Origin of the sequence: Providencia sp. PROV122 (assembly GCF_028482365.1) — a bacterium.
Lineage (GTDB): Bacteria > Pseudomonadota > Gammaproteobacteria > Enterobacterales > Enterobacteriaceae > Providencia > Providencia stuartii.
Map to the genome: position 1 here is coordinate 127,167 of NZ_JAMPQI010000013.1, position 16,008 is coordinate 143,174.

Below are 16,008 nucleotides of genomic sequence, written 5' to 3' on the forward strand. Positions count from 1 at the left end.
TCATCCTAATTGTATTATGGCTTCTCGTTCCTTCTGTAATGCAAGCACGACATCTTCATTGGTGAGTGTTAAATATTTAAAAAACAGCGTATCAAAAACGACCATTTGCAAAACTTGTGGTGTGATCACGCCAGTCTGAAAGAGCTGTTCATCATAGAAATAGGGAAGGACTAAATCCGCCAAACGCACGGCTTCATCTTGCCCAAAGCGGGTTAATACGATGGTGCTACACCCTTTTTTATTTGCTAACTTTAACATATGGTTAATGTCTGGCGTATTCCCTTTTGCCGTGATCGCGATAACCAGATCATCGGCATCTACATTAGACGAATAACTTAGCTGTACATGTAAGTCAGGGCTAAATAGTGCATACTTGTTTACACGGATTAATTTATAGAAGATGTCATAAGCCACAATCGCAGAAGTACCAACCCCAAATAAAACAATACGTTTCGCTTCAACTATTTTTTGCGCAATCTCATCCATGGTGTTGGGATCAAGTAATTCCAGCGATTTTTCAATGGCTGTAATAAACATTTGCCCCGATTTAGCGATAATTTGCTCTGTATCATCATAAGGGTCCAAGCTACCGCTGAGGCTTTCAGCTTTATATTGTTTTTCATCCGATAAGTAGTCCACTTTAAAATCAGAATATCCGCGATACCCCATTTGGCGAGTAAAACGAATGACAGATGCGCTGCTCACTCCCGCAGCTTGAGCCAACTCCGCCACATTCATTGCAACAAAATTATCACGACTATCTAGCAAAAAACGGGCAAGACGCTGTTCAGTTCCTTTACCTCTATTCAATAAGCTTTCCAATTTTGATGTCAATGTTGACATACCCATTCCTTCTTATTCTTTGTAGGGTAGTTGGGAGCTATTATCATACTGACAATAAAATCGACAATCATGTACCTACTGCCGCAAGTGATAGATAGAAAATTGATCTACATCAACTAGGTTAGATTTTTCTTATTAGCCGCCAATTCGCATTTTTGCACTATCGACAGAACCCTCCCTTAAATCGATTGACAGGACTTTACGTTGCCCGACTTGCTTCCCCTATTTAACTCAAGTAGCCTTATCACCATGACTATTAATATTAAAGGCAAGGACAATGAGGAAACGTCTGCTTTATGGTCTGATAGCGATTTTAGGGATAGCGTTAGTCACTATTATTTTACTTGACCGTTGGATAGCGTGGGATACGGCTCCTGATATTTATGAAGATGTCGCTGATCTGCCAATACGTGATGTTGGTATGGTATTGGGTACATCTAAATATTATTCAAGTGGCGTCCAAAATTTATACTATAGCTACCGAATTCAGGGGGCAGCAGATGCTTATCACAGTGGAAAGGTGAAGTATCTACTGCTTAGCGGTGATAATGGTGCACACAGTTATAATGAACCCATCGCCATGCGTAAGGATTTAATCAAAGCAGGCGTGCCCGCTTCAAAAATTGTTCTCGACTTCGCAGGGTTTAGAACATTGGATTCTGTCGTGCGCACACGGAAAGTATTTGATACCGACAATTTTACGATTATTACCCAGCGCTTCCATTGCGAACGCGCGTTGTTTATCGCTAAGCACAAAGGGATAGATGCGCAATGTTTAGCGGTGCCAACACCAAAAGCGATGTTTAAAGTAAGAATACGTGAAGTGTTTGCTCGGTTGGGGGCTTTAGCGGATCTCTATGTTTTAAACCGCGAACCTAAGTTTTTAGGGGAGCAAGAGTCTATCCCTGCGCCCATTAAAATGCCAGAAGGGATCAAGGGCTATCCGGCTGTTTCTCCCGATGAAATCAACAAAATTTAAAAATTTCTAGCAATCAGGCAGGGTAACTGCCTGAATTGTTTTATCTCGCCTTTTCTATATTCTATCTAACTTTTCGGTTAACCTTCGCCACCCCCACTCCATCGGGCCTTGATGAAAAAAGGAGAGCCAGAAATAAGAAAATAATAGGTTTACCGCCCAAATTGGCACAATAAAGAGCAACAACTCAGACCGTGAAAAATGGTTGAAATAACCTAAATAATAAAAAATCGTCACACAAATTAAGGTTTGCAATAAGTAATTACTTAATGCCATTCGCCCCGTGCACTGTAGCATTTTGGCCAACACACTATGCTGTAGCGTTCCCCAAAAACCGTAAATAAGGGCAATATAACCAAAAGATTGTAATGGGGACATCAATTCGTTGACAACATAGCCTACAATGGCTGTCGCAAAATAACTCCATCCTGATAGGCTTTGCATATAAAGAGATACGGCTTGAACAAGCAAAGCAGGAATAATTAATAGCATTGCCATACGTCGATAATGCTGGGAACTGAATTGCCCGCTTAACCATCCACTGCGCATCGCGACATACCCCGCGATCATTAGCCCCAGCAGCTGCCACCCATACTGAATAAACAGCATTTCCACCATGGTTAACATCGATTGAGTGCGATAGATTAAGCTAACACTCCCCCCCGTAGTGTTTCCCATTGATTCGTACAACGCTTGCTCTTCAGAAACGACCCAAAAATCACTCGACCCCACCGTGCTACCTAACAACAATAAACTCACTAATCCAATAAAATAGACAAAGCCTGCTATTTTTAATAGGTTGCCAGGGTCATATTGTTTAAATATCAGTAATGCAATACATCCCGTTACTGCATAAGCAAATAAAATATCTCCTGACCAAAAACCGATACCATGAATCAGCCCTAGTACCGCCAAAATGACTAAACGACTCATATTCCATCGGTCGCCTTTGCGACGTAATAACGCTAACGTCGCACCAAATAAAATCGAAAAAATCGTTAAAAACTTACCCTGAATAAATAGGTTAAAAACCACCCAAATAGCCATATCAGTTTGGCTAATAGATTGAGAATAAACAGGATTAATATAAGCCATTTGCGGCAAAGCAAACCCAAAAATATTCATTAATAGAATACCTAAGATTGCGATGCCACGTGTTGCATCAAGCCTATCAATTCGCCCTTCTTGGGAGCGATGCGATAATATGGCAGTCATAATAGATTACAGGTGACGCACTGCGCGCAAAAACTCTTGACGTGTGTTTTGACTAGATTTAAACAGTCCTCCCAACGAGGTGGTGGTGGTGGCACTGGTCGCATCACGGATACCTCGAGCTTTAACACAGTAATGCACAGCATCAATTGATACCGCAACATTATTAGTATCTAGCAATGTCTGTAAGGCCACCAAAATCTGCTGAGTTAAGCGTTCTTGTACTTGAGGACGTTGTGAGAAAAATTGAACAATACGGTTGATTTTTGACAGGCCAATCACTTTATCTTTCGGAATATAAGCAACTGTAGCCTTACCATCAATAGTAACAAAATGGTGTTCACATGTACTTGTTAAGGTAATATCACGCACAGTGACCATCTCATCAACTTTCATTTTATTTTCAATGACGGTGATTTTTGGGAAGTTCGCGTAATCTAGACCTGAAAAAATTTCATCGACATACATTTTAGCGATGCGCTTTGGTGTATCCGCCAAGCTATCGTCAGTTAAGTCCAAATTAAGTAACTTCATGATCTCTGTCATATGCCCTTCAATCAGTTGCTTACGCTCTTCGCCTGATTTTGGTTGGATACGCAACGGGGTTTCAAGCCCTCTTGCTTCCAAAGCAGCATGCACCAATTCGGCTTCTTTACTCAGAGATGACATTAGATTCTCCACAAACGATATAACGATTTTTTATGAAAATGCAGGTGTGCGCTGTACTCTAAAACAGCAAGTTTAGATAATCCAGCATTACATCCATAGATCAGATGAAATATTTGCATCAACAAATATTCATTTTATCAGGATAGCCTTTGATGCTCCCCTCGGATATATCATCATTTAACTATAATTAATAACATATTTTCAGAGCTATTCTTTATCGAGAACGCCGATAAACTAACCCACCCGCGACACACAATGCGATAAACGCACTGTATAAGGCAGGCTCTAGTTTTCCGGTGAATGTCGTGGAAATAAAAGACAACATAGGGCCAATAAGCTGCCCGATTGCATAACATGTCGTGAGTAAACCCGCCATAAAACGGTTATGTTCCGGGGCCAATTCACGTCCTAGTTGCATTGACAACTGTACCGCACACATAAGCCCCCCACCAATTAGGATTGCAGCAATCACCAACCCTGAAATACCCGAAATAACTTCTGAGATTAATATTCCGATCCCTTGTAACCATAAAGTGATCGCTAATCGGTTTTGGGTTGTCGAGAAATTACGTAGTAGCATGGCGATTAGAATGCCCACCACCGCGGATATACCAAAGACCGGCCAAACAAATTGGGCAAATAAACTATCAGGGAAACGCTGCGCGGCCATTTGTGATAAAAATGTCGCTGGCAAAATATAACCAAAGCCAGCCAATCCATAGCTCCATACCAGTCGCTTGATTTCTGGCGTAAGCTGAAGTTTTTTTATTTCCCCGACAGGCCGATGCCACTGCCCCGTACGTGGAATATGGCAGCTAATGTATAGACTAAAAATTAGTGCTAACCCACCGTAGATTAACCAACCTTGGCTGGCAGATAATTGCCAATCTTGGATGGCTACCGCAAACAGACCGCTAAGAAATATTCCAGCTCCGGTTCCAGCAAATACCGCCACACTTAATGCAGGTCGATTTAATTTTGCTAAATTCTCATTAGCCCAAGCAACCACGAGTACCAGTGCCATGCCACTCGCCCAGCCAATAAAAAAACGGGCAATACTATGTAAAAGAGGGCCATCAAGAAGTGCGGAAATCAAGGTTATCGCAACGGCTCCCCATATTCCCAACCACATGCGTCTTTCAACGTGTTGACGCGCACGCATTGCATCAAAGGAGCCCAACAAATACCCTAAATAATTAAAAGCAGCGACCACACTGGCTGTAGAGAGTGTAAGTTGATGCTCTTCAATCATTAAAGGGACTTGGGGAGTTAGCGTAAAGCGCCCTATCCCCATAACAACAACGAGCGAAAGAAATCCACTAAAAGCAATATGGAAGGCGGCTGCGCTACGGCTAGGGTGCGCCTGTTCATTGGCGGAAACCATAAATTCCTTAGTTTCATTTAGAATGCAATAATTAATCAGATTACTGTTTAACATAACATTAACAAAAATACAATTTATGTCCGTAGGGCTATCTAAGGCATTTATTCGCGCGAGACTTCTCGTAAAATCCAACGAAAAGCTATTCTTAATCAATTTCTATTCATTCACCCCTCGCGATATCTCTGCCATAATAAGCAGCACGACAAAATCTTAAGCCTCAATGGCAAAGCAGAATAATAGGGGTACTAATGGACATGTGTCATACCGCTGGGTTGATCTCACTTGAGCAAGCACTCGATAAAATACTCACTCAAACACAAACAGTGACTCACTCAGAGCGCATTCCGCTCACAGAATCGGCCCAACGCATCACCGCAGCCGACATCACCTCGCCAATGAATGTTCCCCCATTTGATAACTCTGCAATGGATGGATATGGTTTTCGTTTCGCTGAGTGGGATGGGAAAACCCCTATGCCTGTAGCAGGAAAATCATTCGCAGGTCAACCAATGCAAGGGGAGCTTCCGCACGGTAGCTGTGTGCGCATTATGACTGGCGCCCCTATTCCACAAGGTGTCGATACTGTCGTCATGCAAGAGGAAACGGAAGAGACAGCTCAAGGGGTCCTGTTTACAGGTACAGTTAAAAAAGGCAGCAATATCCGCCGTGCTGGGGAAGATATCGCAAAAGGTAGTAGTGTGATCCCCGCGGGTACTCTGCTATCCACGGCTCAATTGCCTCTTATTGCTTCTTTGGGTATTTCAACGGTTGATGTACACCGCCGTCTAAAAGTTGCGGTATTTTCTACGGGAGATGAGTTGCAAGCGGTGGGGCAACCACTCAAAGAGGGGCAGATCTACGACACTAACCGTTTTACTGTTCGCCTAATGCTCGAAAAACTTAACTGTGAGGTTATCGACCTTGGTGTTATTCCTGATTCCCCTGAAAAGCTCAAGCAGACCTTTATTGATGCAGATAACCAAGCTGATTTAGTGATTAGTAGTGGTGGCGTCTCCGTGGGTGAAGCGGATTACACCAAACAAATTTTAGAGGAGCTAGGAGAAATCGGCTTCTGGAAGCTAGCAATCAAACCCGGTAAACCATTTGCTTTTGGTAAACTCCATTCAGCGTGGTTTTGTGGATTACCGGGTAACCCAGTTTCCGCAGCACTCACCTTTTATCAACTCGTGCAGCCGTTGATTGCTCGCCTTTCTGGGAATAGCCAATGGAAAGCGCCAATGAAATTTAAAGTTCCTGTTACCACACCGTTGAAAAAAAGCCCCGGTCGTCTGGATTTTCAACGCGGGATCCTAAGCGTCAATGAACATGGGCAACTGCAAGTTGCAACAACTGGCCACCAAGGCTCTCATGTATTTAGCTCCTTTAGCTTAGCCAACTGCTTTATCGTCTTAGAAAGGGAGCGTGGGCATGTCGCGGTAGGCGAAACCGTTGATGTCGAAATGTTTAATGACTTACTCAAAAGCGAATAATGACCGTGCAAGAGCTTACCGATCAAGAGATGTTGCGTTATAACCGCCAAATCATTTTACGTGGATTTGATTTTGACGGGCAAGAGAAACTCAAGGCCAGCAAAGTGCTGGTCATTGGCCTTGGTGGTTTAGGTTGCGCAGCCACACAATACTTAGCTGCCGCTGGTGTAGGTCAACTCACTTTAGTCGATTTCGATACTGTTTCACTGTCTAATCTACAGCGACAAACCTTGCACCGTGATGCGACGATTGGTCAACCTAAAGTTGATTCAGCTAAAGCACAGTTAGCCGCAATCAATCCACATATTTGTATTGAAACGGTCAATGCACAGTTGGACGATGCGCAACTGAATGAACGGATAATGACCCATGATGTTATCCTTGATTGCACTGATAATGTGGCTATTAGAGAGCAGTTAAATCGCTTATGTTTCCAGCATAAGAAACCACTTGTTTCCGGTGCCGCTATCCGTATGGAAGGACAGCTATCTGTTTTCACCTATCAAGAAGGAGAGCCTTGTTACCACTGCTTGAGCCGCTTGTTTGGTGAAAATAGTCTAACCTGTGTAGAAGCCGGCGTAATGGCGCCTTTGGTTGGTACGATAGGTACACTCGAAGCAATGGAAACCCTCAAATTGCTCACCCAATATGGCAAGGTCAATACTGGTAACGTGTTGTTTTTTGATGCGATGACGATGGAATTCCGCCAATTCAAACTGACCAAAGACCCCCATTGTGAAGTGTGCGCACACCAATAATTTCTTCCATTAGGGCGGTGACAAACGCACCGCTCTATTAAGAATATTCCTAAAAAATAAATTATTTTTGCTTTAACCTTATACTATCCCCTTTCGTGTTGGCTGACATCAATAAGCAGTCATCACTTTACATTTTTAAATAAGTTACTGAGAGTATTTAATATGCAATTCCCTCCTTGCCCGAAATGTCAGTCTGAATACACCTATACTGATAACGATATGTATATCTGCCCTGAGTGTGCGCATGAATGGAATGATGCCGAGCCTGTAGAAGAAAGCGATGAGTTGATCGTTAAAGATGCTAACGGGAACCTATTAGCGGATGGCGATACCGTCACTGTCATTAAAGATTTAAAAGTGAAAGGTAGCTCATCAATGTTGAAAATTGGTACTCGAGTAAAAGGCATTCGCTTAGTCGAAGGCGACCACAATATCGATTGTAAAATTGATGGTTTCGGCCAAATGAAGCTGAAATCTGAGTTTGTGAAAAAGAATTAATTAACTTGTTCAGTTAAATACTAAGACCTAGCTCAGCTAGGTCTCAAAGTGCGAATAAAGTCCTCATTTTTTATTGAGGCGTTTGATCTAAAAAGGTTCCAGTATCCCCACCTCGTCAGCTGACAAAATTCCCCCCATGAAACTATGATTAACTTTGATCTCAATCGGATGTTTGTATAGGCTGTACCGTAAGATATTATTAGTCTGGTAAATTAAGTGATCGATAAGAGCCAATTTAAAAATCTGAAGTTTTTTGAAAATTAACCATTGGTTCACCATTTGAATTACCCTCTGTCGGAAACAGCCGAAAGAAACATACTGAATGGCTGGCTTCCTTCATGCATGGAAGATAAATGGCTATCATACAGTGAGGATGGCTGTGTTTTCGTTCACAGAAGCTGGACTGGGCATTTGATGTATAAATTCACGATCCGTGATGGAACGATACAACGCGTAGAGATTGCGATGGATGATTTTGTGAATATGACTGTCGAGCGAAAAATCGAGGTCTTTTTATCACTTTTACCGCATTTATCAAAAGAGCATTCGAACGGTTGGGAGTAGCGTAGCCTCTCTGTATGATCAGGGCGCTACGTTCATCTCTATATGCTTGTTGTCGAATTAATTTCTTAGAAAGAATGATGTCTAGATTAGTCATCACCTTTGAGAACTCATTTAACGATAACAGTCTGTTGGCCCAGCTCAGCTAGGTTTCAGAGCGTTCACAAACTTAATGAGGCTTAGATTCGGTCTCGAAACATAATAAATGATGATTAGAAAAATCATTTTTTGACCGACAATACACATTGGGAAACCACACTGTTCCCGATGTTATCAATACATAATCTGCTAAATAATTTTTAGAAACGTGCTTAAAAGGATTGGTCAGTCAATAAAGCAAACGGCTCACAATAACGAAAGCGAGCCGTTTAAAGTCTATATAATACTCTTTAAAACATACTCGTTACTAATACCACAGTTCCCTGATATTCCCCAGCAGCAATACTTCCTGAACTATGTAATGTCGATTCCACATTAAAAGGCGTTTTTACATTCATAGCCGTATCAATCGTGTATTGTTCATTACCTGAAGAGCAAGTGTTGCGTGCACAGACCTTTGCTTCTGAATATAAGCCTGGTGCAAGAATGGTATTGCTGGTAGTGCCGTTACCGAGTAACTGTGTGGTCACTTTGGTATTCCCTGTACAGGTTACATACCCTGTGGCCGTTGCCTTATGTCCATTGAGCTGATTAGAATCTACCGTTCCATGATCCAGTAATGTCGACATCTCAAATGTACAAGCAATCGGTACTTGGGGTGTAGAACGTGTACAGTCCGCTTCATCGATGCCACTACCTGCAACTAAAGAAGATGATGTGTTATTCGCACCATATACATTCACCCGCCAACATATTTGTCTAAAATCGTTCGGATTCGCCACACTAGATATAATTATTGGAGCCGCTTGGCCTACCCCTCTAGTACCTGACATTTGAAACAGCGATAGATCATTTAAGACACTTTCACAACTCCGATTTGCGGTATACCTATAATATGAATGGTTTAATCGTCCAGATGAATTGATGTAGCGTGTTCCTGTCGGTGGTGGAGTTAAGAGAAAAGCGCCATACCTATCATAAACAACGCTTCTTAGTAACAAAATTATTTCAATTTCCACAGTACACTGGTTGACTGTTCTCATCCATGGAAACTGATTCACTGGCGCATAGTGGAAAAGACGGTATGAAGAAATATTGACATTAGAACAACTCCCATTCGTTAAATTTTGGGGGTTATAACAGCGCCCTGAACTCGAAGGGATCCTCACTTCATAACTGTTAACACCGATCCACTGCGAATTTATCCAAGGTGTTGATGCAAAACTTTTAGTGCCTAACAATAACAATACACTAAATAACAGATAATTTTTAAATAAACGTTGACCCCATATGTTTTTCATATGATCCTCGATTTAAACTGAATTATTGGCCCGTTGAAGACATATTTCAGCCACTTATTGGTAGCTTAGGGTGTATGTCATGGTGGCAGAAAAATTACCGGGTTTGATGCTGTTATTGGCAATCGCTCCCGCTTTTCCTTGAAGATAAGCACGTAATCGGATCGTCATGGCACCATTTTTTATCGGCTGTGATGGATAAGATACTCCACTCGTCGGATTCAATGGGAGTTTCACACCACTTAACGTTTCAATACCGATTGCGGCTCCCGATGCCTCACTATTGGCATCAAACTCTAAAAGCCCATCCGGCGTGGCGTTGCCATTAAAAATAGTCGTTACTGAATTTGCAATTGAAGCGTCACAATCTTTCAATTGAAGCTCAAATTCCTTACTTAAGATCCTGCTGTTTGAGTACAACTCTTTCGTTGAGATACTATTGAACTCAACAGAAAAGTTCTCAAATTCAGGCACAATTTCGCAGGGTTCTGCTACCAATGTGCCGCCATATGTCACTTGGCTACTATTTGTGGCAGCATATAAATTTGCAGAAAGCGCCCCCACCAACGAACTTACCCCTAAAAAAATACCCATATGCTTCATTTTTCCTCCTTAGGGGTACTGCAATGCAATGGTTGCAATCGCTTCAAAAGGGCCTTCCTGTAAGTTCACTTGTGGATCCTTTACAGGTACGGCATAGAAATTCAGCGCCGTAAAGCCATTACTAGGCAAATTAAAGGTGAAGTGGCTATTTGGTGCCACAACACTTCCATTTTCATTTCGATATAAACGTACACCGAGACCTGTTACATCGGCTTGTAACGCATTGGCATCAAAACCATTCGCAGCATCACCGCTATAAGACAGTGCTAAAGATGAAGGTCGTGACGTATAACTTCGACAATCTATATTTACGGTAAAAGGCCGTTGATGGTCGATACCGTTAATTTTATTGATACCTATGTCTTGGAAATCAATCTGTATTGATTGATTAATTCCTTTATCGCTATAAACATCACAAGGGGGATTTTCAAGTAATGTTCCTTTAAATTTCACATCCACGGTATTGGCTAATGCAGGCGACATATAAGCGCCTATCATAAAGGCAAACATGGGCTTTATTAGACCTAGTCGCCTGTTTTGTTTGCTCATCATAGGTACTCCACACTTAATGTGCCTGATGCATTGAATACCCCAGCATTCACCGAACCCCCATTTTTTAATACAGGGACTGCGGTTAATTTAGGTAATGTGTTAAAGTAGAAAACAACCCAACGTCCTGGCTCAGTTGCCGTGCCATCAACGCGAATTTCTAACCCCAAATCACTCTCTGATGTTTCAAGATACTGGGTGTTAAAACTGGCTGGCGTTCCACTAAATTTGAGTTTCAATGCTGGATTATTCGCAGAGCCATCACAAGCTAATGTGTAAGGGATCGACGTTTCATAACGCTGTCCATCAATATCCTTAATAACCATGTCAGGGAAATCAACAGTGATAATTTGGTTTTGATTAACGGTACAGGTTTGCTGTAATACTTTGACTTTAATCCTTAAAGTATAAATATCCGCACTAGTATTGGTACTCACTAATAAAATGCTACTGAGCACTAGGCTACGCAAACACCTCACCCGATGAATAAACGATTTTTTCATTATCACTGCTCCTATTCATAGAGCATCTGGAATGAGATCACCGCATGGTATGCTCCAGCGATTAAGAGTGATCCCGTCCTAACCGGTGTAATCGTGTAGGTCAGTTGACGTTGGCCAGAGGGTAATAACACAGGGGGACTCTCTTCCCCTAAAGACAAAACCGTACCTGACGCGTTACTTAGCTGTAACCCAAACCCTTTTGCCCCCTCGACTAAAGCCAAGTTAGGCATTTCATTTGTTGATGGTGCTACAAAGCGTATTTTTACCGCTGGCTGAGAGTGACTCCACGCTGTTTGTCCTGTTTTTTCATCAAGTAATGATGTTGGATGAGAAATACAATCTAATAGCTCTATTTGAAAAGGAACCGCCCGCCCTTTTGCCCCAATACGATTAAGTTGCGCAGTTTCAAAATTGCCCATATCAATAGATTGGTATTCAGATGTCATCGCTAAGCGGCACGGACTTTCCGATAAAGAACCACGAACATACAACACGCCTTGTTGACCATCGACATCCCAATTATTCGCTGAATTATATAGCTGAGTATTTTCATTCATTGCCCATCCCAATGGCGCCCCTATTAGCAGCGTCCAAAAGATAGCCAATCGCTTATGTAAAGTCATTTATCTACCCTCTTTCATAGGCACCATTAGCCTTATTTCTCTGCTGCATCTGGATCAACATGGCACGTACTTCCTTGACAACTGAAAGTGAGATTAGGGCGACCACCATAGTCATTAACATAAGTCAGCACTGGCGTATTACCGAGTTGATGACTATTCACGCCAAGATTTTGCTCACTAAAAGGGGCTAGCATAATCGGCTTAAAATCTTTAATTGGTGCAGACTGATTACTTTCACCAGCTTCAATAACGGTGACATAATAAGGCGTTGGATTATTTATCGTTACGCTATTCCCCTCTTTTAATAAGGTTAATTTTTGTTGCCAAGGAACGGTATTTGGTTCGCTAATAATGGCTTTTGGCCTATAAAAAAGTTTGACCCGTGTTTGTAGTGCAATTTGTAATGTATTGGGTTTATCACTTTTAGGCGGAATTTCCCGTAAGTTGAAATAAAACAACGACTCTCTATCTTGTGGTAATGAATTGATAGCGGGTAATGCTTCAATTTTTACTTGGCTTGATTTCGCAGGCTCAATACGTTGAATAGGCGGTAACACAATTAATGGAGAGGTGATTTTTTCTCCTTTTTCATTTTCTATCCAACCTTGAGCTAAATACGGAAGTTGTTTGTTATTATTAGCGACATTTAACGATACCGATTTCTGCATTCCCTCAAAAATGATACGCGTTCGGTCCATTGAAATAGCCGCTAATACATTGGTGCTGGATAACACGCAACTGGCTAACCCAACCCCTGCAATAAATTTGGTGTTTAGTTTCATTTAATCGTTACCTTCCTATGTAGTACCTAATGTGGTTTATCAATGATTGTTCTGGGCATTTAAGCTATATGCATGACAGCTATACACGGCACGGCAATAACAATGCGTGTTCACTATTTTGAAGTGGCTCAGGGAAGGTGATTTGACATTGAGCATCCCCCCCCCACTGCACACTCATCACTTCATTTGCGTTGATCCCACTAACGTAAGCGCTTCCTGAATCACCGACGATGCCGACTTCTTGCCCTTTTTGATTAAAGATTTGAGCCCCAAATGGTGGGAAAGAATGATCTGCCAAACGGATCTCCACCATTCTCTTTTGCCCTGATATGACAGAGAATTTGCGGTAACCAACAGCACCTTCTGTCAAAGTGGCTTGAACAACAGATTGTTGAGCGTCAACATCATTAGGCAACGCATTGAGGTCGATACTGGCTTTATTGCGATAATAGCTACTGAGCTCAGTCACTACCGCTTTACCAAATCGGTTTGACGTTATCGGGCTGCCATAACCTTTGATAGGAACATCAGAAATACCATCAGTATCAACTAATAGACGCGTTCCTCCCATCGAACTCATACGATGGAAAGCACCGCCATTTGGTGTTAGTGTTAAACCACCATTAAAAGAAGCTCCCACTGCGCTATATTGCCCACGCATATAGCTAGCATTAGCTGTAATGCGCGAAAGATCGCCTTGATGAGTCACGAACGCACTACTTGATAGCCCCTTACGCGTATTCCCTACACTCAATTGATAGCTATTACGTTCATCAGTGCTGTTGTAATACGTCATACGATTGGTTGTATCGTGACGGTTAGTATCGAGCGAGTAGCCGATTTGTACCCCACTGCCCCATGGAATATTCACCGATAAATAACCGCTATCGTCATGGCTCTCTTGGTAAATACTACGATTTGCCGAAACCGTTAGACTGACGTTTTTAATCGTTCCAATATCAAAATATTTGGAAAACATAACGCTGTAATAATCATTATCAGGACGATCCCAGAAGGTTTGATGATTATAATTGAGGTAAACAGATGCGCCTGCGTCACTAAAATTCTTGCTCATCGATACGGTGTATTGCTCCTTACTACTGCCGTAACGTTCACCATATTGCCTAGCACTTAGATAGTCAGACATAGTCATATAGTTGCGATCAGAAAAACGGTAGCCCGCAAATTGAATTTGACTGTCGATCGCTTCGAAACGTTTTGAGTAATTCACACGATATGAGCCACCATGTATGCGCTCTTCACTCGGTAATTTAGAAATCGAGTGCGTAATATCTCCTGAAATAGCCCCCCAACTGAGCAAATCACGTCCTAGGCCTAATGAGAGTGCATTATAATTTTGGCTATTTAGCGTTCCACTGAACAAAGACCAGCCATTAGTCACCCCCCATGAAAACTCCCCTGTGGCAAAGCTATCACCTTGGCTATGTCGATCGATATCCGTTGGCTGCCCTAAAGCTAACTTATATTGCACTTGTCCCGGACGCGTTAAGAAAGGTAGACTTGCCGTATCTACTTGGAACTGTTGCGTCGAACCATCTTGCTCTTTTACAGTGACATCAAGCTTGCCGGAAACCGCATCACTCAAATCTTGAATACGAAATGGGCCAGGTGCGACCTGTGTCTCGTAAATAGTGCGTCCTTGTTGGCTAATCATCACTGTCGCGTTGGTTTGTGCGATCCCTGTTACCTCTGGCGCATAACCACGTAAGATCGGTGGCATCATATTGATATCCGAGCGCAAGCTACCACCAATAAAGCGGAAACTATCAAAAATATTTGACTGTAAGTAATCCTCACCCAGTGTTAGTTTTGACTGTAATGATGGAATTGCACGATAGGTATAAAAGCGGTTCCAACGAAAATCGTTATTCGTTTTTACGTATGACTGAGTATTATAATCTAAACGGCTTTGCCACTCTGCACGCCAGCGCCAAGCACCTGTATTGATGCCGACAAGCCCGTTACCATTTAGTGCATAAATATCGTTACCATCATTGTAAGAATGATTGGCTGTCGCGTTTAAATTGTAATCCAACATTATTGCTGGAATACCTTCATCCCAACGAGAAGGTGGATCCCAATTAGGTGCACTATATTCTAAATAAGCCTGAGGAACGCTTACATTTAAAGAAGATGTTGAAAAATCCCCAGTAATTGACATCCCTACTAAGCTATTAGGATCCACACATTGATTATCGTTCCACCATGCCAGTGAATTATAAGCGTCTTTCGTTAGCCCCAACTTTTGTGTTTCTACAGGTGAAAGACAGGGTTCACTTCCTTTTGGATCATTTTTAGGCGTAATAAATTTAACGGGTATTTCTGATAATTCATCGCCATTCACTCTGAGAGTCAAAGAATAGCTACCCGGTATAATATAGTTGGCGCGGGAAAAATGATTTAAATTAATATTTTTTTTATCTTCGACATCTAACACATCCGTGTTAAATTCAATATCATTATGAGCAATAGAGTTTATTGGGTATATATTTAACGCAACTGAAATATATAAATAAACCATATTTGGCCGATAGGAAACCAATTTATATGAATACATATAAGCATCCCTAATTAAATAATTTCATCAATGATTTTTAATAATATTCAAGTTTGAATCGAATCGCAGAGTAATAAGACCCTGATTGTAATGGTTTGGTATTGGAGACTAATCTCACATGATAATCCAATCTCATTGATGGTGGAGTAATATCTATTTTTGATACTGGCCTACCGGGAATAATATTTATATCGCTCGAATTCCTTAAAGATAACCCCACACCCTGAGCATCGCCAAAAATTGAAAAAATATTATCTTCAGATGGACCATCAAAAGTTAATTCAACTGCATTCCATAATTGATTCTGGCTGTTATGCCTTATTAAATTGCAATTAATAAGATGAATTGAAAAACTTTTTTCCGGACCTTTGCCATCTTGTTTAATTAAACTTATAGGAATCGTTCCTAAATCAATAGATTGTTCTTTCGAGCCTGTCGCGATTGCACATGCTGCATCTGTAATTTCTCCTTGAATAGTTAACAACCCTGTTTCTTCATCAGCATGTGCAAATGAAAGGACTCCAGAAATCAAGAAGGCCATAGTGGTATAATACATATTTTCTTTCATACTGAAGTCCTATG

At 41.6% G+C, this 16,008-nt stretch carries 17 protein-coding genes; 5 read left to right on the plus strand and 12 right to left on the minus strand.

From position 1 onward, the window contains the following. The gene (locus tag PSE69_RS11400) at nt 1-843 is read right to left on the minus strand and encodes a MurR/RpiR family transcriptional regulator (RefSeq protein ID WP_121874780.1); all 843 of its coding nucleotides are present in this window, start codon (nt 841-843) and stop codon (nt 1-3) included. A 277-nt stretch (nt 844-1,120) separates the two neighbouring features. Between PSE69_RS11400 and sanA the strand changes: the two genes are divergently transcribed. Beyond that, on the plus strand, nt 1,121-1,822 hold the full coding sequence (gene sanA / locus PSE69_RS11405; RefSeq protein ID WP_004917922.1) for an outer membrane permeability protein SanA: 702 nt from the start codon (nt 1,121-1,123) through the stop codon (nt 1,820-1,822). Nucleotides 1,823-1,876: 54 nt separating this feature from the next. On the opposite strand, the gene yeiB is transcribed toward sanA, so the two are convergent. The 3 genes from yeiB to PSE69_RS11420 all read right to left on the minus strand — a co-directional run bounded on the left by yeiB (nt 1,877) and on the right by PSE69_RS11420 (nt 5,084). Continuing rightward, on the minus strand, nt 1,877-3,034 hold the full coding sequence (gene yeiB / locus PSE69_RS11410; RefSeq protein ID WP_121874779.1) for a DUF418 domain-containing protein YeiB: 1,158 nt from the start codon (nt 3,032-3,034) through the stop codon (nt 1,877-1,879). A gap of 6 nt (nt 3,035-3,040) precedes the next feature. Then, on the minus strand, nt 3,041-3,700 hold the full coding sequence (gene folE, locus PSE69_RS11415) for a GTP cyclohydrolase I FolE (protein ID WP_004917919.1): 660 nt from the start codon (nt 3,698-3,700) through the stop codon (nt 3,041-3,043). 214 nt (nt 3,701-3,914) lie between these two features. Next, complete coding sequence (locus PSE69_RS11420) at nt 3,915-5,084, minus strand: YbfB/YjiJ family MFS transporter (protein WP_121874778.1); 1,170 nt, start codon at nt 5,082-5,084, stop codon at nt 3,915-3,917. A gap of 248 nt (nt 5,085-5,332) precedes the next feature. On the opposite strand from PSE69_RS11420, the gene moeA reads away from it, so the two are divergent. From moeA to PSE69_RS11440, 4 genes are all read left to right on the plus strand, one after another. Beyond that, nucleotides 5,333-6,574, plus strand: coding sequence for a molybdopterin molybdotransferase MoeA (gene moeA, locus PSE69_RS11425; RefSeq protein ID WP_121874777.1), 1,242 nt, complete (start codon nt 5,333-5,335; stop codon nt 6,572-6,574). Further along, nucleotides 6,574-7,332: a molybdopterin-synthase adenylyltransferase MoeB gene (gene moeB / locus PSE69_RS11430; RefSeq protein WP_004917908.1), complete on the plus strand. Its 759-nt coding sequence runs from the start codon at nt 6,574-6,576 to the stop codon at nt 7,330-7,332. The genes moeA and moeB overlap by 1 nt, the downstream gene beginning before the upstream one ends. Before the next feature lie 162 nt (nt 7,333-7,494). Next, nucleotides 7,495-7,830 carry a zinc ribbon domain-containing protein YjdM gene (locus PSE69_RS11435; RefSeq protein ID WP_004917906.1) on the plus strand — a complete coding sequence of 112 codons (336 nt, stop codon included), beginning with the start codon at nt 7,495-7,497 and terminating at the stop codon, nt 7,828-7,830. 279 nt (nt 7,831-8,109) lie between these two features. Continuing rightward, entirely contained in the window at nt 8,110-8,394 is a 285-nt protein-coding gene (locus tag PSE69_RS11440) for a hypothetical protein (protein ID WP_259465988.1), read from the plus strand. Between the two features lie 386 nt (nt 8,395-8,780). On the opposite strand, the gene PSE69_RS11445 is transcribed toward PSE69_RS11440, so the two are convergent. The 8 genes from PSE69_RS11445 to PSE69_RS11480 form a co-directional block, all read right to left on the minus strand. Beyond that, on the minus strand, nt 8,781-9,791 hold the full coding sequence (locus tag PSE69_RS11445; RefSeq protein ID WP_014657791.1) for an MrpH family fimbial adhesin: 1,011 nt from the start codon (nt 9,789-9,791) through the stop codon (nt 8,781-8,783). Between the two features lie 54 nt (nt 9,792-9,845). Continuing rightward, the gene (locus tag PSE69_RS11450) at nt 9,846-10,391 is read right to left on the minus strand and encodes a fimbrial protein (RefSeq protein ID WP_014657790.1); all 546 of its coding nucleotides are present in this window, start codon (nt 10,389-10,391) and stop codon (nt 9,846-9,848) included. Between the two features lie 9 nt (nt 10,392-10,400). Beyond that, complete coding sequence (locus tag PSE69_RS11455; protein WP_121874776.1) at nt 10,401-10,943, minus strand: fimbrial protein; 543 nt, start codon at nt 10,941-10,943, stop codon at nt 10,401-10,403. Next, nucleotides 10,940-11,443, minus strand: coding sequence for a fimbrial protein (locus tag PSE69_RS11460; protein ID WP_121874775.1), 504 nt, complete (start codon nt 11,441-11,443; stop codon nt 10,940-10,942). Before PSE69_RS11460 ends, PSE69_RS11455 begins: the two co-directional genes overlap by 4 nt. 11 nt (nt 11,444-11,454) lie before the next feature. After that, a complete protein-coding gene (locus tag PSE69_RS11465) occupies nt 11,455-12,066 on the minus strand; it encodes a fimbrial protein (protein WP_121874774.1) in 612 nt (203 codons plus the stop codon). Nucleotides 12,067-12,098: 32 nt separating this feature from the next. After that, on the minus strand, nt 12,099-12,848 hold the full coding sequence (locus PSE69_RS11470; RefSeq protein ID WP_116820407.1) for a fimbria/pilus periplasmic chaperone: 750 nt from the start codon (nt 12,846-12,848) through the stop codon (nt 12,099-12,101). Between the two features lie 79 nt (nt 12,849-12,927). Beyond that, complete coding sequence (locus PSE69_RS11475) at nt 12,928-15,426, minus strand: outer membrane usher protein (protein WP_154610507.1); 2,499 nt, start codon at nt 15,424-15,426, stop codon at nt 12,928-12,930. A 37-nt stretch (nt 15,427-15,463) separates the two neighbouring features. After that, nucleotides 15,464-15,994 (minus strand): fimbrial protein, encoded by a 531-nt coding sequence (locus PSE69_RS11480; protein WP_004917888.1) that lies wholly within the window; start codon nt 15,992-15,994, stop codon nt 15,464-15,466. Between the last annotated feature and the right edge of the window lie 14 nt (nt 15,995-16,008).